General features: G+C 39.3%; 17 protein-coding genes and 1 tRNA gene. 13 read left to right on the top strand and 5 right to left on the bottom strand.

Annotated elements, in window-relative coordinates; all coding sequences use genetic code 11:
• Positions 1-164 precede the first annotated feature (164 nt).
• Entirely contained in the window at positions 165-1,160 is a 996-nt protein-coding gene (locus tag NLX65_RS01085) for a hypothetical protein (protein WP_260536250.1), read from the bottom strand.
• A gap of 492 nt (positions 1,161-1,652) precedes the next feature.
• Here NLX65_RS01085 and NLX65_RS01080 point away from each other — a divergent pair, with 492 nt between their 5' ends.
• From NLX65_RS01080 to NLX65_RS01040, 9 genes are all read left to right on the top strand, one after another.
• Positions 1,653-2,690 (top strand): ankyrin repeat domain-containing protein, encoded by a 1,038-nt coding sequence (locus tag NLX65_RS01080; protein WP_260536247.1) that lies wholly within the window; start codon positions 1,653-1,655, stop codon positions 2,688-2,690.
• A 378-nt stretch (positions 2,691-3,068) separates the two neighbouring features.
• On the top strand, positions 3,069-3,446 hold the full coding sequence (locus tag NLX65_RS01075) for a hypothetical protein (RefSeq protein ID WP_260536245.1): 378 nt from the start codon (positions 3,069-3,071) through the stop codon (positions 3,444-3,446).
• Positions 3,447-3,511: 65 nt separating this feature from the next.
• Positions 3,512-3,868, top strand: a complete 357-nt coding sequence (locus NLX65_RS01070; RefSeq protein WP_260536242.1) for a hypothetical protein — start codon at positions 3,512-3,514, stop codon at positions 3,866-3,868.
• A 1,307-nt stretch (positions 3,869-5,175) separates the two neighbouring features.
• Positions 5,176-7,257, top strand: coding sequence for an ATP-dependent DNA helicase RecG (gene recG, locus NLX65_RS01065; protein WP_445083367.1), 2,082 nt, complete (start codon positions 5,176-5,178; stop codon positions 7,255-7,257).
• Positions 7,258-7,283: 26 nt separating this feature from the next.
• Positions 7,284-8,789 carry a carboxypeptidase M32 gene (locus NLX65_RS01060; RefSeq protein ID WP_260536238.1) on the top strand — a complete coding sequence of 502 codons (1,506 nt, stop codon included), beginning with the start codon at positions 7,284-7,286 and terminating at the stop codon, positions 8,787-8,789.
• A gap of 372 nt (positions 8,790-9,161) precedes the next feature.
• A complete protein-coding gene (locus NLX65_RS01055; RefSeq protein ID WP_260536236.1) occupies positions 9,162-9,548 on the top strand; it encodes an FtsL-like putative cell division protein in 387 nt (128 codons plus the stop codon).
• A complete protein-coding gene (locus tag NLX65_RS01050) occupies positions 9,535-11,739 on the top strand; it encodes a penicillin-binding transpeptidase domain-containing protein (RefSeq protein WP_260536233.1) in 2,205 nt (734 codons plus the stop codon). Before NLX65_RS01055 ends, NLX65_RS01050 begins: the two co-directional genes overlap by 14 nt.
• Positions 11,739-13,184 carry a UDP-N-acetylmuramoyl-L-alanyl-D-glutamate--2,6-diaminopimelate ligase gene (locus tag NLX65_RS01045; protein WP_312025852.1) on the top strand — a complete coding sequence of 482 codons (1,446 nt, stop codon included), beginning with the start codon at positions 11,739-11,741 and terminating at the stop codon, positions 13,182-13,184. Before NLX65_RS01050 ends, NLX65_RS01045 begins: the two co-directional genes overlap by 1 nt.
• 190 nt (positions 13,185-13,374) lie before the next feature.
• On the top strand, positions 13,375-13,635 hold the full coding sequence (locus NLX65_RS01040; protein ID WP_260536231.1) for a hypothetical protein: 261 nt from the start codon (positions 13,375-13,377) through the stop codon (positions 13,633-13,635).
• Between the two features lie 56 nt (positions 13,636-13,691).
• On the opposite strand, the gene rnhA is transcribed toward NLX65_RS01040, so the two are convergent.
• From rnhA to NLX65_RS01020, 4 genes are all read right to left on the bottom strand, one after another.
• Entirely contained in the window at positions 13,692-14,147 is a 456-nt protein-coding gene (gene rnhA, locus NLX65_RS01035; protein ID WP_260536229.1) for a ribonuclease HI, read from the bottom strand.
• A gap of 33 nt (positions 14,148-14,180) precedes the next feature.
• Positions 14,181-15,902, bottom strand: coding sequence for an Ig-like domain-containing domain (locus NLX65_RS01030; protein ID WP_260536227.1), 1,722 nt, complete (start codon positions 15,900-15,902; stop codon positions 14,181-14,183).
• Between the two features lie 72 nt (positions 15,903-15,974).
• Positions 15,975-16,048 (bottom strand) — tRNA-Ala (locus NLX65_RS01025).
• Positions 16,049-16,156: 108 nt separating this feature from the next.
• Positions 16,157-17,629, bottom strand: a complete 1,473-nt coding sequence (locus NLX65_RS01020) for a glycine--tRNA ligase (protein ID WP_260536225.1) — start codon at positions 17,627-17,629, stop codon at positions 16,157-16,159.
• A 211-nt stretch (positions 17,630-17,840) separates the two neighbouring features.
• Here NLX65_RS01020 and NLX65_RS01015 point away from each other — a divergent pair, with 211 nt between their 5' ends.
• The 4 genes from NLX65_RS01015 (at position 17,841) to NLX65_RS01000 (ending at position 24,998) form a co-directional block, all read left to right on the top strand.
• Positions 17,841-18,590 (top strand): UDP-2,3-diacylglucosamine diphosphatase, encoded by a 750-nt coding sequence (locus NLX65_RS01015; RefSeq protein WP_260536222.1) that lies wholly within the window; start codon positions 17,841-17,843, stop codon positions 18,588-18,590.
• 118 nt (positions 18,591-18,708) lie between these two features.
• A complete protein-coding gene (locus NLX65_RS01010) occupies positions 18,709-19,740 on the top strand; it encodes a rod shape-determining protein (protein WP_260536220.1) in 1,032 nt (343 codons plus the stop codon).
• 40 nt (positions 19,741-19,780) lie between these two features.
• Positions 19,781-21,211: a sodium:solute symporter family protein gene (locus tag NLX65_RS01005; protein ID WP_260536217.1), complete on the top strand. Its 1,431-nt coding sequence runs from the start codon at positions 19,781-19,783 to the stop codon at positions 21,209-21,211.
• Between the two features lie 172 nt (positions 21,212-21,383).
• Positions 21,384-24,998 (top strand): sodium:solute symporter family transporter, encoded by a 3,615-nt coding sequence (locus NLX65_RS01000; protein WP_260536215.1) that lies wholly within the window; start codon positions 21,384-21,386, stop codon positions 24,996-24,998.
• The last annotated feature ends 86 nt before the right edge of the window (positions 24,999-25,084 follow it).

Raw genomic sequence — 25,084 nt, 5'->3', positions numbered from 1 at the left:
TAAAAAATTAGTCTTTGAAAAAAATAATCAAATCGCTTATCTTAACAACCTAACTGACACATTTAACTTAACGGACAACTTTAATACTTAAATTTTTACTGCCTGTCAGATTAAATCTTGACTACTATACATCATGCAGATGATGTGGAAAAACAGTTTAGCGACTACTTCTTTTTACTTTGTTTTTTACTTATTTGTTTGTCTAAATCTTTTTCGTGAAGCCCTGCTAGGTATAATAGACCCTTTACATGCTTTTTCTGCTCTTCTTGTGTCCAAATCTTCATTATATCTTTCATACGCTCAATACGATTATCTGCTAGAAAGCTTTCTACCTGTTTTACCAGGCCTTTCTTATTGTTCTTTTCTTTCTCATTCATTAGAAGTTTTAACGTATCTAGCTTTTTTTCTACCTCACCTAGTAGCTTAGAGAATTTATTTAAAGCTTCCTCTATGTCCGGGTTTATTATATCGTTTGATGAATCTGAAGTCATCGGCTTATCACCTGATGGATGAGACTTTGCTTGCGTATGGCCTTTTTCTTTAACATTTTCTAATCGATCCCTATTCGTTTCAGGGCTTTTTGGCTGTCTCATCTTTTGACCATCACCCCTATCCTCTTTCTTTTTAGGACTGCCTGGTGTGGTATTTTGTGGATCTAATTTATTAAACAACCTAGAGCCCTTTTGTTTCTTCAGCATAAGTCGCTTATTGGTCGCATTAGTCTTGCTACTAGCTTCGCCTATCACAACTTTAGGAGAACTATTTGAAGGTTGTGATGGTGGAACGGGTGCTGCCTCTTCATCGGGTTGCGCTGACAAATCGTTGGAGTCATCAGTTGAGTGCCTTGGGGTAGACTCAAATACTGGGTTGTCTTCACCTTGCTCATGTCTGATGCTAGATTTATGGGATGGATAATTTTCCTGTCCGACAAATCCATCTGATATATTATTTGGTTCAGGATCGATAATTTCACCTGATGAATTATCGGATGGATCATCTGGTTCAGTATTTGAACTGTGCGCGCTTTTCTCGAGTGTAATTGTTTGAATTGGCTTTTTTGCTACACAATCCCATCCCACTGAAAAAAATAGAGCGCAATACAATGGGCCATTTACCAATACGCTTATGCCTTTTATGACTTTGTTTTTTGTTTTTTTCATTGTCTATCTAAATTTTACTGTAAAAACCATTGCTTCATATCTGAAACGATATATACATTTATTCGTACTGTGCTAGGAAAATACTAAATAGTAGTAGATAGCATCTGGGTACTGTTATACTTTTGATCATCTACCCTATAGTAGATGGTATATAATTTTTTACAATTATACAAGTCTGCTTTAGATAGTATCATTTTTATGGGCCAATATCTGAAACCAGCTGCCATTTAATAATACAATTATGTAGATTTCTATTTACTTTATTTGTTTATTTGTAATTATATAAATTATTTATTAAAATAAATAAGGGGGGGAGGAGGTGAAATCGTAGGCAATATAGATCGGTTTCATTATTTCTAGCATTAAGGTCTTTATCCCTTAAATAGACTGAAACAGATGAAATAATATGGATAAGCCATATGTATATGGAAGATACATTGAAATAATTTTATTCAACAGTGGTTATAGCATATAACTTAAAACATGAATACTATGAAAAAAACAAACACCTGTTGTAAGCTAGGCCTATTGATCTGGTTATTAAGCTTTAACACTTTATCTTCTTGTGTAAACACAGGGCAATCGCTAGGTATGGGGCTATGTCAATCAAACGCTTCAAAAAAGAAGAAATTACAGAAGCAATTAAGCAGGCAAATTAAGATGAACAATCTTAATGCGTACCGATCGGTTCCTGCTCCTAAAATATCATATAATTGTGGTACATTTAAAATAAAAAACTATATCTCATATATAGTAACAGCATTAGGAGCTTCTATAATAGTAGGAGAAACGGTTGTGTATATATATAAGAATTATTTCAGCCCAGATTCCGTGCCATCAGAACCTAATCCTATGGAAGAAGCGAATAATAATACAATGTTATCTCTCACCGGGAACGGAACAACAAGCTTAATAAATACAACGCTAAGCTGCGTAGGAACTACAGCTACAGCCGTAGCAACAACTCTAGCAACAACTGCAGCAGGTCTAATACCAAAATTGAAACCGAATCACACCACCTCTACGGCTGGGCCATCGAGTAATGAAGAAGAAAACAGGATCTTAGATGCAATAGAAAACCCAAAATGGAATCAGTCAAGTACTACAGGAGAATCCAAACCATCCGATATTAAGCTGACTTCTCTAACTCAGGAAATCATAGATGACATTATTCTTCAGCATAGGTTTTCGATAAAAAGGATAAAATATTGGCTTTCTCAAGGGTTATCTATAAATGCAACGGATGCAGATGGACGTACTTTATTGATGGAAGGAGCAAACAATATTTCGCTTCGAGTCGTTAAATTTTTAATAGGTAAGGGGGTAAATGTGAATGCAAAAGATAATAGAGGAAATACAGCTCTAATGTATGCGCTAGACCGTGGTCCTGAAGCTCAGCCTATCGTCGACTATTTAATAAAGCATGGAGCGACTCCATGTACAAAAAATGTAGACGGCAGACCATCGAGCTCTGATATAAATCTATTTGATGTAAAGTTATTGAAAGAAAAATTCAAGAAATGTTCGTAATACACCAACTAAAACTATTTTTAAACTAGGCAACTGTTTTATACAACGGCTTTAGCTTAAACTTTTGTATCTGTTCCAGTCACTGGTTTTTTGCGTTAAAAGAACAATGCCCCTGTAAAAAGTCGCAGTGTAGAAAGTGGTATTTTACAGATGATGTCGAAAAACAGTTTCCTTTGAAGCCCACTGCGTGGGCGTTTTCTGTTTTTCCATCTGTAAGATGACACTTTCAACGCCTTTTTACCGAGGGCTTGATTTTTTGTCCACTTTTTTATCAAAAAAAAAGTGGGATAAAGTTCATCATGAATCAGTAATCTGAACAGGTGCAATTTTTACCTCTAACCAAAAAAGTTATAGATCCAAATATAAACATATAATACTATGAAAACAAAACATATACAATATAAGGCAGGTCTACTTATTGGACTACTGAGCTTAAGCACTTTATCTTCTTGCGCAAATACAAAGGCAGGATTGGGTATGGGCCCTTTGAGCAGTAAGCATAGCAAGGATAACAATATGGAAGAAGGTGGTAATAAGAGCAACTCCAAAAGCGAAAGCAAATGGGGAGTAAAAACCGTTTGCAAAGCTATTGGCACAGTAGCGGTAGGGGTAGGGGTAGCTTATGGCGGTTACAACCAAGGTTACAACCAAGGTTACGACCAGGGTCGCGCTAATGCATCTAACAACTGCTTGCAAGGACCATACAGTGGTAGTAGCAATTCAACCCCAGGCAGATTCAATTCAAGTAGACCGTAGATGGATCAACGTTGAAATAATGCTACTTAGCAACGATTATAACATAACTATTACACATGTAGATTATGAAAAAAAAACATATGCAATATAGGTCAAGCTTACTGATTGGCTTATTAAGCTTAAACACTTTGTCTTCTTGTGTACATACAAAACAAGGGTTAGGCATAGATTTTACCCCTGGCCAACAGGAGGAACAAAACGAAAATGGGGATAATGTGCAAGTAGTAAACAGGCCTAGCTTCGTAAGCACTGCTTTTCGGTCAACAGTAAAGCTACTGGCAGAGATGCGAGTAGAAGATTTATTATGGGTTTGTGGCATAACTTATAGCGTAACTTACGCTATAGGCTACTCTGAGGGCTATACTCCTGGTTACGCTGAAGGCATGCTGCATGCTTACCTTAAATCCGAAGTTTCAAAATAATTCGAAACTTAATAAAAGGTGCCTGTATAGAGGCACCTTACAATAAAAAATTGTAAACAGCCCACAGACAGCCGTTAGGTTAATCTAGGATAAACCCAACCATACTTGCTAACCCTATCTGTTCAGCGCAGTGGTTTTTATTAGGTATCTGTTCCCAGTCACTGGTTTTTTGCGTCAAAAGAACAACGCCGCTGTAAAAAGGCGCGGCGTAGAAAGTGGCATTTTGCCGAGGGCTTGATTTTTTGTACACTTTTTTATGAAGAAAAAAGTGGGATAAAATCCATTATTAACCAGTAATGTAAACAGATACAAAAAATAATACTCCTTAGCCTCTAAACACCTACCATAGTACCATGCCAACAGACCCCTATGATCTTAGAAACGTATTTACCGCTGCCCTTCCACAGGGATAACTCCATTTTCATCTATTTCAAAGAACTAAATCCAAATCAGATGCTACCCTTTACTCGATTGCTGGATTATGCTGATTAAGACTGAAGCAGATTTACAAACTTTTTTATAACTTCCAATGAACTTTTTAGCAAAAAAGCATCAAGCCTTGCAATGTTTACAAACAATCTATCTCTGGCAGCATTATACTCCCCAAACGTGCTTCTTGTACCTATCCGCTCTCGTATGTTCAATGCTATGATTATGCCACGCAAACAAAGGTAATATACAAACCCCTTTTCCACAAAATACCTACATGCCTATCCACTTATAAACGATCTTCTATCAACAAGCAGTATAGAAACAACTAAACCAATGTCTATATTCAGAGATATCACCAAAGTTATCAAGAACTACAGTTGTGCACCTTTTATGCACATTCCTTCTGGCGTATCTATACCAGTAGCCTACCATAAAAATATATAGCGTTTAGTGTTCAACCAATTTGTATATTGACCATCAACTTATAATACATAACGATTGGTAAAACTACGGATCACTTAGTGCATCTCTTATATATCAGTTGAAAATCAATATATATAATAATATATTCAAATTAAACAGCTATAAAAATTGTAGCCATCTAACGGCCTAACCACCTTTCAATCAATTAGATACAAGATGTTTGACACATAGAAGCTAAGGATAAACTTATAGGTGAACGTTTCACTCGATCCACTTGGTGGATAAGTAAAGCATATCTTTGATAGTTATACACAATTTTATTGCTAACTTACCTTTTTCCACAAATCCACCGAATAATAAGAGTAAGTCTTTTTCATTTATATCAAATTACTTATAATATCCGTACGATAGATGTGGATAAATACAAATCGCCAATGGTGACAAGTCTTGGTATGGATGATTTTTTCTCTAAAAGAATAACGCTACTGGTAGGATTGGATAAAGCAAAATTGCTTAAAGATGAACTAGGTATAGCCACCTATGAGGATCTGTTAAGACATTATCCTTTTCGATATGAAGATCGAAACAACTGCTCTACTGTTGCTGCATTAACGTCTACTACTACCGGCGTACAACTACAAGGGTACATTAAAAACCTGCAAAAAATAGATAAAGGAAAAAAAAGACTCGTCGCACGGTTTGAAGATGAAACAGGACAACTGGATCTCATATGGTTTCATAACTTTTCTTGGGTTATCAAAAAGATCAAACCCAATGTACGCTACCGTGTTTGGGGTAAACCGATCTTTTTACCACAGGGTCATAGACAACTTATTCATCCTGAAATTACTTTTTTGACTGAAAGTAATACAACCAACTTAGTACCCTTATACCATAGTACAGAGCAATTAAAACGCAATCAACTAGATACTAAGGGAATGGCTCTATTGCAAAAGAAGCTCTTGAGTCAGTTTCATACAGTAGTGGAAGAAACTTTACCTGATTATCTATTGACACGCTATCGACTCCTTTCTTTAAAGGAGGCTTTTAGAAATATTCACTTCCCAGATAACCTAACCTTGTTAAGACAAGCGCAAAGGAGGCTTAAGTTTGAGGAGTTATTCTACACTCAATTGAAATTGCTTAAGGTAAGACAAGTGCGTCTGGAAAAACAAAATGGCAAAGTGTTTAATGACCTATCCTTGTTCAATCTATTTTACCATAACCATCTGCCTTTTCACCTAACCAATGGCCAAAAAGAAACCCTTAGAGACATCTATCGCGATTTAACCGCTGGCAAGCAAATGAATAGACTGGTGCAGGGTGATGTGGGAAGTGGAAAAACAATCATTGCGTTTCTTGCCATGTTGGTGGTTATAGGGGGTAAAGCACAAGTGGCCATTATGGCGCCTACTGAAATTTTGGCTAAACAACATTTTGAACGCTTTTATCTCTTTGCTGAGCCATTAAATTTAAATATTGCTTTGCTTACAGGGAGTACCAAAAAAAAAGAGCGGGAACATATTTTGTACCGCCTTAAGGTTGGTCTTCTGCATATTATAGTGGGCACGCACGCCTTACTTAGTGAGAACGTTGCCTTTCATGAATTGGGTTTTTTTGTAATAGATGAACAACACCGTTTTGGTGTGGCACAACGTGCTGGTCTTTTAACTAAAAATCAAGTATATGCACCCCATATACTTATTATGACTGCTACACCTATTCCAAGGACCTTAGCCATGACTTTTTATGGTGACTTGGATCTTTCTACTATTTATGAATTGCCATCAGGTAGGCAGCCGATTAAAACACAGCACTACTATGAAAACTTTCGGTTAAAGGTTTTTCAATTTATCAGGGAACAACTCTTATTGGGTAGACAGGTCTATATCGTCTATCCCCTTATTGAGGCCTCTGCTGCATTGGATTACAGTAACCTAATGGCTGGCTATGAATCTGTTTCTAGAGCGTTCCCAGATATTCCTGTTGGCATCGTGCATGGTAAAATGGATGGTGCGGCTAAAGATATGGAAATGAAGCGTTTTGAAAAAAACGAAACACGTATTCTCGTTACTACAACCGTTATAGAGGTGGGTGTGAATGTGCCCAATGCAACGGTAATGGTTATAGAAAGTGCCGAACGTTTTGGCTTGTCTCAATTACACCAGTTACGTGGAAGGGTCGGTCGTGGTAATGCACAGTCCTACTGTATTTTGATGACAGATTATCGTTTGAACCAAGCAGGAAGGGAACGAATGAAAACAATGGTTAAAACCAGTAATGGATTTGAAATAGCAGAATTGGATCTTAAACTTCGTGGCCCAGGGGATTTAATGGGCTTGCAACAAAGTGGTGCGTTGCATTTAAAAATAGCTAATTTATCTAAAGATATTGCTATTTTAGAGGCAGCACGTGGGGTGGTTAAAAATATTATCCAACAAGATCCAGATTTGCACCACCCCCTCAATTTGCCGATATATAAAGAATATGCTAGATTATTGGCTACAGCTGGGGATTGGAATAGAATAGGGTAAAGTAATTGTTTTGTAATGTATAGATTATGTCACTATACGAAAGTTTTATAGCAAGGTTTAGCCACATTCGATTGCTGCATCAGATAGAAGCGCTCTTAGGATGGGATCAACAAACCTATATGCCTGCTGGTGCGGTGGCGGTTCGTGCCAAACAACTTGCTTATATTGCTGGCTTGGCGCATAGGGAAGCAACCTCCAGTAGCTACCGTGAGGCCCTAGCGCACATGATTGATATCGACACAGCATACATTAAGCTAGAAGGTTTGTCTTTAACCGCGCAGTCCAATCTTAAGCAGTGGTGTAGGGACTTCAAACAAACTATCAAGCTGTCTGAAGATTTCATTCAAGCATACTATACAACCATTACCACGGCAACAGAGGTATGGAAAACGGCTAGGCAGACTGCTGATTTTGCTTTATTTAGCCCGTGGCTTCAAAAAGTAGTAGACCTTAATCGGGAAAAGGCGGATCTATTGGGCTATGTAGATAGCCCTTATGATGCACTAATCGATTTGTATGAACCTGGTGTAACTACTGCTATTTTATCCACTCTTTTTACTGATTTAGAATGTTTTTTATCTAAAATTGTACAAAAAACGGATGGAAAGGATAGCCCTTATAAGGGTCATTTTAACCATTCTTTTCCACAAGAAGCACAAATGCAATTTGGTCATTTACTCTTAAAGATCATGGGCATTGGTAGTGAAAATTCGAGATTGGATTGTGCTACGCATCCCTTTTGTTCGGGTATACATCCTTCTGATGTAAGGCTAACCACTAACCTCGATGGTGGGTTGTTGGAGCATGTTTTTGCTGTTTTACACGAAGGAGGGCATGCGCTTTATGAGCGGGGTTTGCCTAAGGAAGAATGGGCTACGCCTGCTGGTCAAGCTGCTTCTATGGGATTGCATGAAAGTCAATCCATGTGGTGGGAGGTAATGGTAGGTAAGTCTTTGCCCTTCTGGTCCTATATCTATCCTAAGTTTCAAAAGCAATTTCCTCTTTTTAAGGCACTTACTCTTGCTGATTTTTACCGACACATCAATCATGTGCAAGCTTCCTATATCCGTATTTATGCGGATGAAGTCACCTATCCATTGCATATTATCCTTAGATTTGAACTAGAAAAGCAATTAATAGAGGGAAGGCTTAAGGTGTTAGATGTGCCACAAATGTGGAATGCTAAAATGCAAACGCTTTTGGGCATTACACCCAAAAATGATGCAGAAGGATGTTTACAAGATATTCATTGGTCTTCAGGTTATTTTGGTTATTTTCCAACCTATGCATTGGGTAATATTTATGCGGCTCAATATTTTGCTGCCTTTGCCCAATCTTTTCCAGACTGGGAAACGCAAGTAGCGAATGGATCATTTTCGTTTATAAATGATTGGTTGTGTGAACATATTCATCGGTTTGGTAGGATCTATAATGCCGAGCAAAGTATCCAACGGGTTACAGGCCATAAGCTATCCGTACAGCCCTATAAAGATTATCTTACAAAGAAGTATAGAGATCTATCTATTGGATAAAAAGGAGTGTTTTACTTCAATCTAGTTTCCTAGTTTTGGTAATCTTATGGCCATTAAAAAAACTTTTGTATGTGTTCAGCCCGATGGTTTTTTGCGTCAAAAAAAACCGCCCCTGTAAGAGATCGCAGTGTAGAAAGTGGCATTTTACAGGTGATGTAGAAAAACAGTTTCCTTTAAAGCCCACGCAGTGGGCGCTTTCTGTTTTTCCATCTGTAAGATGGTACTTTCAGTGGCTTTTTACCGAGGGCTTGATTTTTTGTTACTTTTTTATCAAGAAAAAAGTAAAATAAAAATGCCTTATTAACCAGTAATGTGAATAGATACTTTTATTTGACAATCAATAAAATATACTCGTTAAATTGACGCCATTGTGTGAACAAATACTACCTTTTAGCCATGCGGGAAAACAGCTATAAACCCATTAAAAAGATAACTTTATTTGGTCATTTAGAAAAGAGGCTGCGTTTAAATGATACCTCTTTAAATACCCCTTACTATTTATCTCGTTTGTTTTATCTTTTCTTTTTGGGTCTACTCTATATCTGGAATGCACATTATCATGAAAAAATGTTACATAAGGTCCGTCAACTTCAGCCCATTGTAGATAGCCTTCGCGTAAAATATATGCAGTTACAGTCCAGTGATATGTTTGATCGCAAACAATCAGAAATAGCTAAAAAGGTGGCTCCATTAGCCATTTATGAAAGTAAGGTGCCTCCCTATATCATTAAAGCCAATAAGAAACGTGGCCTTTACTAAGACTATTTTGTTACGTGCCAGAATAATTTTTCTTTCTGCCCTATGTTTTGTACTCCTTATTACCTGGAAAATCGTCCACTTGCAGTTTGTAGAGGTGGATAAATGGCGCAACTGTGCTAAAGCTGCGCAGTTGGCCTATAAGCCTATTGTGGCATCCAGAGGTAATATTTATACCCATGATGGCGCCTTATTGGCTACTTCGCTTCCTTTTTATAGGGTTGCTTTAGATCCTGTTGTCGCTTCAGATGCCTGTTTTAAAGCAGGCATAGGTCCACTTAGTCAGGCATTATCTGATTTTTATCAAGATAACCCTCCTGAATACTACAAGCAACGGATTATGGATGCGCGTGCGAAAAAACGAAGCTATCTACTGTTGCATAGAGGGTTCATTACCTATGCAGACAAGAAAAAAATGAGCCATTGGCCGATTTTTAATCAAGGTAGGTTTAAGGGAGGGGTGATTTTTGAAGCACAAGATAAACGTTACAATCCCTTTAGGGAATTGGCTAGACGTACGATTGGTGTGCATAGGGAAACACATGGATCTGGCTTAGAATATGCTTTTAACAAAGTGCTAAAAGGTGTAGATGGCAAGGCCCTGTATCAGAAGGTAGTCGGTGGCAATTGGAAAAAGGTTCCGGAGAGTACCACGATAGCGCCTATACATGGGTCTGATTTGGTTACTACATTGGATATCAATCTACAGGATGTAGCCCAAAGTAGTTTGCTGTCTGTTCTTGAGCAGACAGATGCACAAAATGGTTGCGCTATTGTCATGGAAGTAGCTACGGGCGCGATTAAAGCAATCGCTAATTTATCTCGCACGGAATCTGGGCAATATATAGAATCTTATAATTATGCTATTGGTAGTGCGGTTGAGCCAGGTTCTATTTTTAAATTGGCCTCTATGTTGGCTTTATTAGAAGAAACAGAATGGCCCCTTACGCAGCTGATAGATACGGGGCATGGTGCAGTGCAATTCTATAATAGATGGATGAAGGATGTAAAAAAGGGAGGGTATGGGCTGCTTACCTTGCAAGGGGTATTTGAGAAATCTTCTAATGTAGGTATCTCCATGGCCATTCAAGAAGCATTTGGTACAAACCCTCAAAAGTTTATTGATTACATGGAAGTATTGGGCATCCACCAACCCTTAGGGATTGAGTTAGCTGGAGAAGGCAATCCATATATGATCACGCCAAAAAGTAAAATGTGGAATGGTGTGACGCTGCCATGGCTCTCTATTGGTTACAATTTACAGGTTACACCGCTTCAGATGTTGGTACTGTATAATGCTGTAGCCAATAATGGCAGAATGGTTAAGCCTATTTTTGTACAGCGCATACAATCAGCTAATGGGGTAGTGAAAAGTTTTCCGACTACTGTTTTAAAGGAAAAAATTTGTTCAGATGAAACGTTGCGTAAACTAAAGGCGGTATTAGAAGGCACGGTAGAAACAGGCTTGGCGCAACGCATTAAACATGGATTTTATAAAATAGCCGGCAAAACAGGTACGGCCCAAAAGTTGATAAATGGAAAGTATACAGACCATCACTTGACTTCTTTTGCTGGTTATTTTCCAGCAGATCATCCCCGTTACAGTTGTATCATTGTGGTAGACAGCCCACAAGGTGAAAGCTTTCGATTTGGTGCAGAAGTGCCGGCACCTATATTTAAAGATATTGTGGATAGAATAGCTGGTAAAGATTTGCATGCAAGAAAACCAATTAATAAACCTTTTTCGAAGTCTATTGGTGAGGCGCAATGGGTAGGTGGAGCGCAGTCGAGAGCTTACTTAGGTCTGCTTGGTGTGCATCAATCGACCCCGAAGTGGCCATTAGTCATTGAGTTTTCCAAGCAATTTAGTGAAGGGACTCGTCCAATATCCCTTTCTAATGTGGGTAGTTTCGATGAATTAACCTTTTTATATCAATGGTTGCAGTTACCTATACCTGAAGGTGTAAGTCAAGAAGTAAGCTGGGGAAGACTAACGCTCCGTTCTACTGAAAGCACATTCCAGCCCTGTAAGTGCCCATCTTCAGTGCCGAGTGTATTGCATATGAAGCTACGTGATGCGCTCTTTTTATTGGAAAGCAATGGCCTAAAGGTTACCATAGAGGGCAACATACATGGTGTGGTATCCAAACAATCTAAAATAACGCCTAACCAGATTACCATTCTATTAAAGTGATGATAAAAAGCCTTCAACAACTTTTAGTAGGCATACCTGTAACAAAGGTATTGGGCCCAACTGATCTACCTATACACACCCTTTGTTTTGATAGCCGTAAAGCAGTAGCCGGTGCTTGTTTTGTTGCCATAAATGGTAGCCAAGTAGATGGACATCACTATATAGAAATGGCTATTGCAGCAGGTAGCCATGCGATTGTATGTGAGCGCCTACCTCAATCCATCCAGGCAGCTGTCACCTATATAGTGGTTGCCTCTACGCCTCATGCATTGGGGATGATGGCTTCCAACTTTTATGACCATCCTAGCAAAAAGCTAAAAGTAGTAGCGGTAACCGGTACAAATGGCAAAACGACCGTTGTGCATCTATTGTATAATATGGTAACCAAGATGGGCTACAAGGCGGGTATGCTTTCTACTATTTACAATAAAGTACTAGATCAAACCTATCCAGCTAGTCATACCACGCCAGATGCATTGCAGTTACAGTCGTTTTTGCATCTTATGGCAGCAGCAGGTTGCAGCTATTGCTTTATCGAAGCAAGTTCACATGCCATTGTTCAAGAAAGACTAGCAGGTATAGATTTTACAGGTGCTATATTTACCAATATTACCCATGACCATTTGGACTACCATCTTGACTTGTTGCATTATATTCACGCTAAAAAAAAGCTATTTGATCGCCTACCTGCTACCGCTTTTGCCCTGATGAACCAGCAAGATAGGAATAGTGCCATTCTGGTTCAGAATTGTAAGGCTAAAAAGTTTACTTTTTCTCTGCAAGATGCTGCGGATTTTAGAGCAAAAATAGTTACGAATACACTAGATGGGTTCGAATTAGAGATAGACCATCAATCGGTTTGGTTCCAGTTGATGGGTACATTCAATGCCAGTAACCTGTTGGCTGCTTATGGTGCATCTCAACTATTGGGCTTGAATAGCTGGGAAAGCTTGGTAGCGCTTTCCGCTATTCCCCCTATTCTAGGTAGAATGAATAGGGTTGGTAAATCAAAACAGGTTATTATAGATTATGCCCATACGCCAGATGCCATTCAAAAAGTAACGGTCACCTTACGTTCTATGCTTGCTACTGACAGTAGACTGATTACCATTATGGGTTGTGGAGGCAATCGTGACCAACAAAAGCGGGCTATGATTGGCAAGATTCTAGCACAAAATAGTGACATCGCTATATTCACCAGTGATAATCCAAGAGATGAAGACCCACAGGAAATTATTCGTCACATGCAACAAGGTGCCCCTGAGGCAGCCAAGATACTGCATATAGTAGATAGAGCGATGGCTATTAAAACAGCCTGTTGCATCGCACATCCAAACGATCTCATTTTAATAGCAGGGAAAGGTCATCAATATTATGAAGAAATCCAAGGCGTCCAACACTTCTTTTGTGAAGCACAAATTGTCCGGGAAATCTTAGGTGAATAGCTAATGGTGTCAACTTAAGCAATATATTTTACTGATTGTCAAATAAAAGACATTATCTGTTCATCAATGTGGTAAGACCGCCTGTATCTATTCAGCGGTATGGTTTTTTGCGTCAAAAAAAAAACGCCCCTGTAAAAAGTCGCGGTATAGAAAGTGGCAGCTTACAGATGATTAGGAAAAACAGTTTCTTTTGAAGCCCCCAAACGGGGCGCTTTCTATTTTTCCATCTGTAAGATGGTACTTTCAGCGCCTTTTTACCGAGGGCTTGATTTTTTGTCCACTTTTTTATCAAGAAAAAAGTGGGATACAACCCATTATTAACCAGTATCGTGAACAGATACAAGAGAAATCCATTTCCATTGCTAAGGCTATGGTTGTAAAAGGTTACCCTATCGAGGATATCATGCTCCTTACTGGTTTATCTCGTGCGCATATTCAAAGCTTTTTATAGAACGCTTAAGCAAATTTTACCCAATGGTGTTAACTTAAGGGCTATTGTTAAGGCATTTATCTACTTTTTAAACTTTCATAGTAGGTGTCCATCAGCAGATGCTGGTGGCTACTGGCTACAGCAAGCTGATCACAACGTTCATTCTCATAGTGGCCAGCATGGCCTTTAACCCAACAAAAATGAACAAGATGTTTTTGATAAACTGCCCAAAAACGCTTCCATAGATCCGGATTTTTTTTATTTTTAAAATCTATTTTTAGCCAATTTTGTAGCCATCCTTTTTCTATGGCGTTGATGACATATTTGGAATCAGAATATATTGTAACCGATTGTTTGGGTTGTTTTAGGGCTTCTAAACCTATGATCACAGCTAATAGCTCCATTCGGTTGTTCGTGGTTTTCCTATAGCCTTGGGAGCGTTCTTCTGTATAGCCATTGTGCTTTACAATAACGCCATAGCCACCTGGACCTGGGTTACCTCTAGCCGAGCCATCTGTATAGATATGAATCATCTAAGCAAAAATAAATGTAAGCACCTAAACCGTTTAAAACTTAAAGTCGATACCCGTTATATCCCGGTTTTCTATCACATTGATTTCTTTTTCGTAAAAGATTACTGGGTTGGGTTCAATGTTTTTAAGGATATCCCCAGGGGACCACTCCTCTTCTCCTGCGTTGAGCACCAATAGGCGTATGCTATAAGAACCAGGTGGAATCATTGTAAATTGATAGCTTTTTTTATCCCGAATGGAAGCGACGCATTCATCCTTTTGATTGAGTAATTCAATAATAAAATGGTATGTAGTGGTCTCTACATTCCCTGAAACCGTTCCAGTTTCTTCTTTTTTTCTAAGTGGATAGGATTGGCTAATCTTTTTATGGGTAGTTTGATCAAATGCAGTGCAAGCACCCGGCTCTATGTGTAGGGTAACCATCTGTTGCATGGCTTTACTTTTATCGTCTTTTGCTTCTTCCGTTTGTGTGACAAACTGCATGATCTCTTCTGGTGTAAAATGTTTCTTTATGGTAAGTTTGGTTCGATTTTCGTTCCATACCCATTCGTCTTGCTTGAGTGGAATTTTCTCTTGATACTTGCATTCAAAATAGATTAAATCCTCTTTGAACCCTTTAATCGGTTTGCTAAATAAGATGGATGTTGTGAACGCAGGCAGTATAGAAGGCAGTGGCTGTGGCGATAGGCTATAGCTTAGATGGGTAGGGTCTATTTTTCCTTCCTTGAAGCGAATAGCTATAGTTTCTTCTAATGCCCTATGTAGCGCATCCTCGGCCCTCAACTTAACCTTGAAGGTATCGCCTTCCAAGAGGCCAAAAGTATTGTATATAATGATTATTTTAGGGGATTGTTCTGAAAAAAAGCTATAGATCTGTGGTTTGCCCTTTGTGCCTACAGTTTGTAGGGGTATGAGTTGATAGTGTGTGATGGGTTTGTTCAGGATAATCTCAAACCATCCTTTTTGGGGTGTGCCACGTAATAATTTTAAATCACGCACGTCAGCTGCTATAAGGGGCAGCACAATATCCTCTCGCGATTCGTTCAAATCAATAGGATCCTTAAAGAATCCATATTTATCCTTTTCATAATCAATTTTATAGGTATGGCCTTTACCAGTAGTAGCCCGTAGGTAGTATTTCCCTAAGCGTATGCAACTTATGGTAAAGTTACCATCTTTATCAGCTGTAGTGTAATAATCGGGTGTCCCTGCTTGCTGCCATTCTTGAGGGTCTCGTTCAGCACTATACAGGTAGACGCTTACATTGCCTACGGCCCTGTTGGTTAGTAATTCTTTTATACTTCCCTTCATGGTAATGGGATCTATAAAAGAACCTGTACTAAAAGTTAAGACCTTTTCCATTGCCTTAGTCCCTTCATGTGTATCTTTAACTGCTTTACTAAAATGAATGGAATAAGTAGTATCCTCTTTGAGGGGGGCATTGAGTTTAAGCTGGAGCGTTTTTCCATTTACGCTATAGCTGTAGGGCTGCTTATTTTTTGATTCCGCTAACTTAGGCATGAACAGCAAGTTATGGTAAGGGTTTTCCACATCAATATCCTTATTGAAGGTAAATCGGATGGTTTTACCCTTAAAATTTAAGACACCATCTTCTGGAAAAGAACGTACGAGCACGGGTGGGGTCTCATCAGGAGGGCCCCCTTCTGGCTCCTGTACCGCAACACAGGAAATAATAGGTAGAAGCAATAGATAGCTGAAATGAACCAGCTGTAAAACCAGAAATCTAAGCATCATGAAGGTGTAGGCTTTAGCTAGTAAACTTCTTTCAAAACGCTATGCGTCAAGCCCGTTCCAAAAGAAGTCTAGTGGAGAATGGGGGATTCGAACCCCCGACCTTCTCGATGCCATCGAGACACTCTAGCCAACTGAGCTAATCCCCCTAAGCATAAAAATCATACAACGATACCAATATTTCTTAAATAAATCAAATTTAATCTACTTTTTTAACTGTAGTAGACCTCTTTTGAAGCCTATTTTAGCAATAGTTTTCACAAGCGGACTAGTAGTGATTTTATACTGGTGTTGGTATGTAAATAGTCTGCTACTGCTGCAATAGATATGCGGTGTTGTGCCATAGAATCCCGTTCCCGTACGGTAACGGTTTCATCTTCTAATGTCTGGTAGTCAATGGTAATACAATAGGGTGTCCCGATAAGATCTTGCCTGGTATAGCGTTTGCCAATCGATGGTGTCTCTTCGTAAATAAGCGGGTAATCATATTTAAGTTGCTGAAACAATGCAAGCGCTTTTTCAGCTAAGCCATCCTTTTTGACCAATGGAAAAATGGCTGCTTTAATAGGTGCCAATGGCGGTGGAAGCTTTAAATAGGTTCTGGTTGCATCTGTTGAGTGGTGCGTTTGGACTAAAGCATTGCTCAACAACATTAAAACCAATCGGTCAAGCCCTACCGAAGTCTCTATCACATAGGGTATGTAACTCCTTTGCAAATCAGGGTCAAAGTATTGTAGTTTCTTTTTGCTATAATGTGCATGGCTCGTTAGGTCAAAGTCTGTTCTGGAATGAATCCCCTCTACTTCTTTAAAGCCAAATGGAAAGGCATATTCGATATCGACTGCAGCCGTTGCATAATGTGCCAGTTGTTTATGGGGATGCAGGTTAAGCTGTTCCGGATTGATGCCTAAGCTGCTGTACCAAGCAGTACGCGCCGTTTTCCAATAGTCGAACCACTTTGTTTCTGTGTCGGGTTGGATAAAAAATTGCATTTCCATTTGTTCAAACTCACGCATACGGAAGGTAAATTGACGGGCTACAATTTCATTCCGAAAGGCTTTCCCTATTTGGGCAATCCCAAAAGGGATCTTCATACGTGCTGTTTTTTGTACATTCAAAAAATTGACAAAAATACCTTGTGCCGTTTCTGGTCGCAAATAAATGGTAGTTGCGTCATCTTGTGCCCCCACTTGCGTGGAAAACATAAGATTAAACTGGCGTACAGGGGTCCAATTTGTCGTCTTAGATAAGGGACATCGAATAGCAAATGTTTGCAGCAGTTGATCTAACCCGGGTAAGTTGCCCGTCTCTAAACAAGCCTGCATCTCGCTCATTAAAGCCTTGGCTTGTGCAGTTTGCCCTTGGGCCACCCATTGCATGGCATATTCCTCTACAAGTGTATCGACCCGATACCGCTTTTGGGAATCCTTGTTGTCTACCATTGGGTCCGTAAATCCATCTATATGACCAGAAGCCTGCCAGGTAGTAGGATGCATCATAATGGCTGCATCTATCCCCACAATATTTAGATGGAGTTGGGTCATGCTTTGCCACCAAAAATTTTGAAGATTCCGTTTGAGCACTACGCCATAAGGACCATAATCATAAATAGACTGTAACCCATCATATATTTCGCTAGATGGGTAGATAAAACCATAGGCTTGCGCATGTGCAATCAGTGTTTTAAACCTATGATTGGGGTGATTGAAAGCAGCATCCGTAGTAGACATCTATCTGTGTGGTTAGGGTTTAAAGTTTTAGACCGCTCGGTCTATTGTAGCAGCTTACCTTGTAAAATAGGCATTTTTGATGGCCTGGGCTGTTGCAGCCCAAATCTAATCATTTTTTTAAATAAATTTAAACACAAAATGTATGCTATAAAATAGCATGGTGCGTGTTTGGTTGATACCAAACAACTAGATACTTTATTCAGTTACAGCTTTGATACAAATCACGACACTAGAAAAGCAAATCTTTTTTATATCAGATTTACATCTACCCCTTCGGCCCAGTGGTGTAGCGCGTGCTTCCCATCTAGAGGATAAAGTCCTAGATTGGCTTGACTACATAAAGCCACGTACCCAAGCGCTATTTTTATTAGGAGATATCTTTGACTTTTGGTTTGAGTATACCTATCTTGTGCCTAAAGGTGCCATTCGATTCCAAGCCAAGCTTTGGGAGTTTAGTCAAGCAGGGATACCCGTTTATTTCTTTTTAGGAAACCATGATGGTTGGTCCATAGATTATTTAACGCAAGAATGCGGTGTGCAGCTGTTTAGAGAACCAGCATCCATTACCATTGCCAATAAGCGGTTTTTCGTTGGGCATGGCGATACCATCCACCCTACTATCTGTTATGCCCTATTGCGTAAACTATATCATAGTGCGTGGCTTCAAGCTTTTGTGCGGGCTTTGCCGCCTGATTGGGTATATGGCAGGGTAGACCGGTATCTTACCAAAAAAAAATATGGTAATGTTTCATTTTGTCCCCACAAAGACCGTATATTTCACTATTGTAAGGATAAAATAGAACCTTTTAATCACCACGAATTTTATATATTTGGTCATACACATTGTCCATATATAAAAGCGTTCAACCATTCAAGCACTTATTGTAATATTGGCGCTTGGATCACACATTATAGATATGCTTGTTTTGATGGAATAACCCTTTCGTTGCTTAAGTTTTAAGACTATAACACTATGGTTATAGGGTTTGGTAATCTTGTATTAAAAAAAAAATTAATAGACTTTTTTCGAAATGCGCTTAGGCTGGAGTCTAACGCATTAATCTATCAGATATAATTACATGGGAATTCGGAGTTATTTTTACATAGATATTGCGGTTGATCTAGGAACGGCCAATACCTTAATCATACACAACGATAAAATCGTTGTAGATGAACCATCTATTATCGCCATAGATCGGAACACAAATAAGATGATAGCAGTAGGGAAAGCTGCCATGCAAATGCATGAAAAAACCCATGATACGATCAAAACCATTAAACCGCTGAGAGATGGTGTTATTGCAGATTACCATGCAGCAGAGCTTATGATTCAAGGGATGATCAAGATGCTATCTAAAAAAAAGCTGTCTTTTTTTACACCATTCTTTAATAGAATCATCATCTGCATTCCATCTGGTACTACTGATGTGGAGAAGCGGGCAGTGCGGGATTCTGCTGCCCATACCGGTGCCAAAGAAGTCTATATGATTTATGAGCCTATTGCGGCTGCTATAGGCATAGGCGTTAAGATTGGAGAGCCTAATGGCTGTATGATTGTAGACATTGGGGGAGGCACCACAGAAATAGCCGTGATATCCTTATCTGGGATTGCATGTGATCAATCTATTAAAGTAGCAGGCAATGCTTTCAACAAAGATATATTGGACTACATGCGCAAGCAGCATAACTTAGTGATTGGAGAACGTACGGCAGAACAAATTAAAATAGCCATAGGAGCGGTTTGGATGGATTTAGCCGAGCCACCAGAGGATTATGCGGTACATGGCAAAGACCTTATGACCGGTATTCCTAAGATTATATCGGTCAGCTACAGGGAAATAGCCCTTGCTTTAGAGGAATCAGCTGTAAAAATTGATGATGCAGTTCTCAAAGCACTAGAAATGGCACCACCTGAATTGGCTTCTGATATATATAAAAATGGCATTCATTTAACAGGGGGGGGGGCCTTGTTGCGCGGTTTGGATAAACGGTTGCATAACATCACGAAGCTTCCAGTCCATGTTGCAGCGGAACCTTTACAAGCAGTAGTACGCGGTACGGGTACGGCATTAAAGGATATAGAGACCTATCGCAGTGTGCTGATGAATTAATCGTAAGGGCCTATTTTTTACCAGTTTAATGCTTTAATCTATGATCTCCTTGTATCTTCCTTTTGTAATCGTGGGGGCTTTTTTGTTGTTAACCCTGGTGGTGGGGATTTCTTTTAGTAGAAAGGATACTTCCTTTCGGGAATATGCAGTAGGGCATAAACAATTTGCAACTGCTACTTTAGTGGCTACGGTGTTAGCTACTGCTTATAGTGGAGGTGGGTTAATCCGCAATGTGCAGTATAGTTATAAATGTGGTCTTTGCTGGATTATAATTGCTCTCTTTGTAAATAGTTTTAGTATATGGCTTTTTAGTCGGTTGATGGTACGCATGCCGCTATTTATGCATAACCTCTCTATTGCAGAGACGATAGGTAATGTATATGGTAAATACCCGAGGATGATTACAGCTTTAGTGGCTGTTGGTAGTTCTATTATGTCCATTACTATCCAGATTATCGCCATGGTGCACGCGGTTAGCATTTGTGTAGCGTTAGATGGTCTTAATGCACGCATTATTACCATTTTTGCTTCCTTTATCCTTATTTTCTATTCTATTTTTGGAGGCGTTCGTGCGGTTACTATTACAGATATCCTACAGTTTATAACCTTTACGGTTATTATTCCATTTTTGGCTTGGCTGATGTTTAGGCAAACAGGTAAATCTATGGTGGACATCGTTGCTTTTTTAGGAACACAAGAAAGATTTCAACTGAGTAGTCTATTCCATTTTGATACAAAATGCTTGAGTATGGTTGGAATGGCACTATGTGTGCTCGTGCCAGATATAGGGGCGCCTGAAATTATGCAAAGGGTCTATATGGCTGCTGACCCTAATCAAGCAAAAAACACCTTTTTATATGTCAGTTTTTTTAGTTTTTTGATTACTGGGTTTATACTGCTTATTGGTTTATTTATTTTTGTAGGTGGGGGAAGCGCATTACGAAGCACAGATGTTTGGTATTATATAACCACACATGTGCCTCCTATTTTTAAGGGGGCGTTTTGTATCAGTTTACTCGCTATGGCGATGTCTACAGCCGATTCTTGCTTAAACACTTCCGCCGTTATCGTTAGCCATGACATTTGGGCACCTCTACAAAAGGCAAAAAAAATGGATGATCTGCGTAAGCTTAAAATAGCTAGATGGGCGACCCTCATTATAGGGCTATCCAGTATGTTTTTGGCTTTTTATTACCAGGATCTGTTCTCACTATTCATGCTAGTTTTTTCTTTTTCGCTTCCAGTCATAACTGCTCCCGCTTTGTTAGCTATTTTGGGCTTTAGGGGTACATCTCGAACAGCTTTAATAGGTATGGCTACGGGCGCAATGACTATGTTGGTTTGGAATAAATGGATACAGGCTAAAACGGGTATAGATGGTGCTTTTGTCTGTATGTTGGCCAATGGCCTAGCCATGATGGCTGCTCATTATTTATTCAAGCAGCCGGAAGGTGCAGGTTGGAGTCGATAATGGATCTATACAAATAGCGTATGGGCTATAACTCTACACTTTCCATTTGGATGCTGTTTTGATGGATGCATAAAGTGGTTTGGGCTTCCCCTTGTTTGATTTTTACTGAGAAATCCTTACCATACAATACGTCCTATTTCTTATTTAAACATCTTTGTAAAGATTTTGTTTTATGTCCTGCTTGAATACACCTCTGTTTATAGTAGTTGCTTTTTTGGTACTAACCTTGGTGATAGGTATCTACTTTAGTAGAAAAGAAACTTCTCTTCGAGAATATGCAGTAGGCAATAAACAATTTGCTACCGCTACTTTGGTGGCTACGGTATTGGCTACTTTGTATGGGGGGGGAGGGCTGGTACGTACTGTGGAGTGTGTTTATACTCTTGGTCTTTATTGGATTATTATTGGTGTATTTGTTAATAGTTTCAGTATATGGCTCTTTAGTCGGTTGATGTTACGTATGGGGCCATTTATGCAAAACCTTTCTATTGCAGAGACGATCAGTAATGTCTACGGTAAGTACCCCAGGATTATTACAGCTTTGGTTGGTATCTGTACATCTATTGTTTCAATTACTATGCAAATTATAGTAATGGTACAGTCTGTTAGCATGTGTGTAGATCTCGATTTGTTTAATGCACGCATGGTTACCATTTTTGCTGCCTCAATCCTTATTTTCTATTCTATTTTTGGTGGTGTCCGTGCGGTTACTTTTACGGATGTTTTGCAGTTTATCACTTTTACGATCATTATTCCATTTTTGGCTTGGTTTATGTTTAAAAAGACAGGCAAGTCTATTGTAGAAGTAGTTGCTTTGCTACAAAGTCAAGAAAAATTTCAATTCAGTAGTCTATGCCATTTTGATACTAAACTATTGAGTATGATAGCAATGTGTCTATGTATTATGGTGCCTGATGTCGGAACACCTCAAATTATGCAAAGAGTCTATATGTCTTCTGGACCTATTCAGGCGAAAAAGGTCTTTTCGTATGTTAGTGTTTTAGGTTTTTTTATCACAAGTTTGATATTTTTAATTGGGCTATTTGTTTTTGTAGGAGCGTCAGAATTACCAACAGGAGGTATTTGGCATTATATACTGACTAATGTTTCACCTATTTTTAAGGGTATGGTTTGCGTTAGTTTGCTGGCCATGGCGATGTCTACAGCTGACTCTTGTTTAAACGCCTGCTCTGTTATAGTTAGCCATGATATTTTGCAAAGCCTACAAAAAGAAAATAAAGTTTCTGATGTGCATCAGCTGAAAATAGCTAGATGGACTAGTTTAGTGGTGGGCCTATCTAGTATGTTTTTGACTTTTTATTGCAAGGATCTATTGGAATTGCTTATGTTATGTTTTGCTTTTTCCCTTCCAGTAATTACTGCGCCATCTTTGTTGGCTATGTTTGGTTTTCGTGGGACTTCCCGTACCGCTTTAATAGGTATGGGTACAGGTGCATTAACTATTTTAGCTTGGAATAAATGGGTAAAATCTAAAACGGGTATAGATGGTACTTTTGTCTGTATGTTGGCCAATGGCCTAGCCATGATGGCTGCTCATTATTTATTCAAGCAGCCGGAAGGTGCAGGTTGGGTTGGGCCAGATCATCTGTTTAAACAAATGCAACAGGTGCATGCGCGTAAGCAGGCAGCCCGCAAAGAAGCAATTAAAAATAGTTTGCTACATATCAAGGATACTTTAGTGCAACTTCGGCCCAGCCATGCTACGCTTACCGCTTTTGGTTTCTATGTAGTGATCAGTAATTTACTGATTTATTTTGTAGCCTCTATTGTGGATCATGATGGTTGGCTTATGTTTCAACTCTTGATAGGTGCTTGTTTTTTAGGGTATAGCACCTTTATCTCAGAAAAGATCCAATCTATTCCAGGTTGGTTTATGGGGCTCTTTTGGTTTATGGGGTTAGCCTTTTGCTTGCCTATGAATGTGCTTTGGCACTGGTGGTATGGCACCAATCTTTTCTTAACCTTAGGTGTATCTTTGGCGCATCTGGTAGTCACTTTGTTGCTACTGCCTGTATATCTCGGCGTGAGCTTCTTAATAGCTACCCTCCTAATTGCCATCTGTTTGAGCTCTGTCTATTGTACGAAGGCACTGGTACTATCGCCATCCAGTGTTGCGCTTCTATTGCTGCTCTTTTTGGGCATGGGCTTGCTTATTTTTGGCATTTTTCTTTATCTAAAACTCAAAAATAATAGCTATTTCGATCAGGTACGCTACCTGAAGGATAGGGAACAGCTTAGGGCATCTCGGAAACTCAAGGCGTCGCTTTATGATTCGGCTATGGTATCCTTTCCTGGCTTTAGTACCCCTAAAGGACGTCACTCTATCTTGGCGCAAGTAGTAGGTAAAATAGAGGAATCTATCTCCTTTTTGGATAGCAATATGCCCCTTTATAAGCAGGATTTTCAAAGTATTATCAATAAGCTCTATGATTGGGTGGCCTATTTTAATAAAAAAGAAAAGGCTAAGGAACATGCACTGCTGCAACCTACTAAGCTTAGCGTAGATCAGTTGATCCGTAAGGTGGAGTTGGCTTTGTCTCAAGAGGTTACCCTATCTCCCCAGCTTTTTGTAGAGCAAATAAAAGAACCTAATGGGGCCCCATGTGCCCATATTGTATGCGATATCAACCAAGTCGTTTACTTATTGGTTCAGGCTATTTTACGGGTTAGCGGTAAGTTAGAGGGTTCCTATCTACCCATCATTGTTAGGATACAGCTGCACAACACTGGTTTACAATTTAAGCAAGCAGATCCTATTGACAACAGTTATCCATCCTTTATGGATTTTCCAGCTACTGCCCTGGTCGTCAGTCAGGCTTCGGTTGCTGCCGAAGCCCTACCTGAGGTAAAGGTCTGTTATGATGAGCTTATAGATGTGATGGCTACTCAACGCACACATTTAGGTCTACCCGCTATAGATTTGCAGCAGGCCACTATGGCTAGTATTGTAGATGCACACTATGGCTATTTGTCATATCCTACCGACGGGCAGCCATCCGCTATACTATTGGTGTTGCCTAGAGACGTCACAGCCATTCGTGATAAGATGACTGCTAAACTGCCTATAGATTGTTTAACGTCAGAGAGCCCTGTTACACCTAAGGAACAAGCAGATTCAATGATGGCATTAATGCACTTCCATGACTATGTCTGCAAAGCTTCTTATCAAGAAGACGCTATTGATATAAAAACGATTTCAGGTTTGCTTTTATTATTGCGCCAACATTTTGGCTTTAAACGGCATACTTCAGGCCAATTGTTTTATGTACGTTCGGTGGGAATCGCTGAATACGTGGTAGAATGGGCCTTTCATTCCCCTAAGGTGATTTATGCCGCTTTGCTCTATGAATTGGTGCGCCATACCTGTTTACCGCTTTCTTATATCAAGCAACACTATAATTTAGGGGTTTATGCTTTTGTATTAAATGTAGTTGGTATAGATCAACGGCAAGCCTTAGATGATCCTTCCTTGCTCTATGTACAGAATCGTTTGAAGGAGGCGATTAAAGAAGATCATGTGCAGCTCTCTGTGCTTTTTATCAAATTGGCCGAACGGCTCTATGATTTACGCCATGCTTCAGGCTATGTGCATCTAGCAGAGGTGGAGCATATGGCCCAAGAGACCTTAGCCATAGATGTGCAAATAGCCAATAGCTACTTGGGTCCAGAGATCGGATTGGCATTAGCGCAAGCTGCTAAACAGGCATTAGAAATGTATACACGTAAAAACAAAACGCAACATAAACAAAAGGATCAAGATAGATAGCCTATTTTGTTGTATCTGTTCACGATACTGGTTAATAATGAATTTTATCCCACTTTTTTCTTGATAAAAAAGTGGACAAAAAATCA

Source organism: Candidatus Cardinium sp. TP (assembly GCF_025215055.1).
In the GTDB taxonomy this organism is placed as follows: Bacteria; Bacteroidota; Bacteroidia; order Cytophagales; family Amoebophilaceae; genus Cardinium.
The sequence above is the reverse complement of the archived record's forward strand: the minus strand, read 5'-3'. Positions and strand labels throughout refer to the sequence as shown.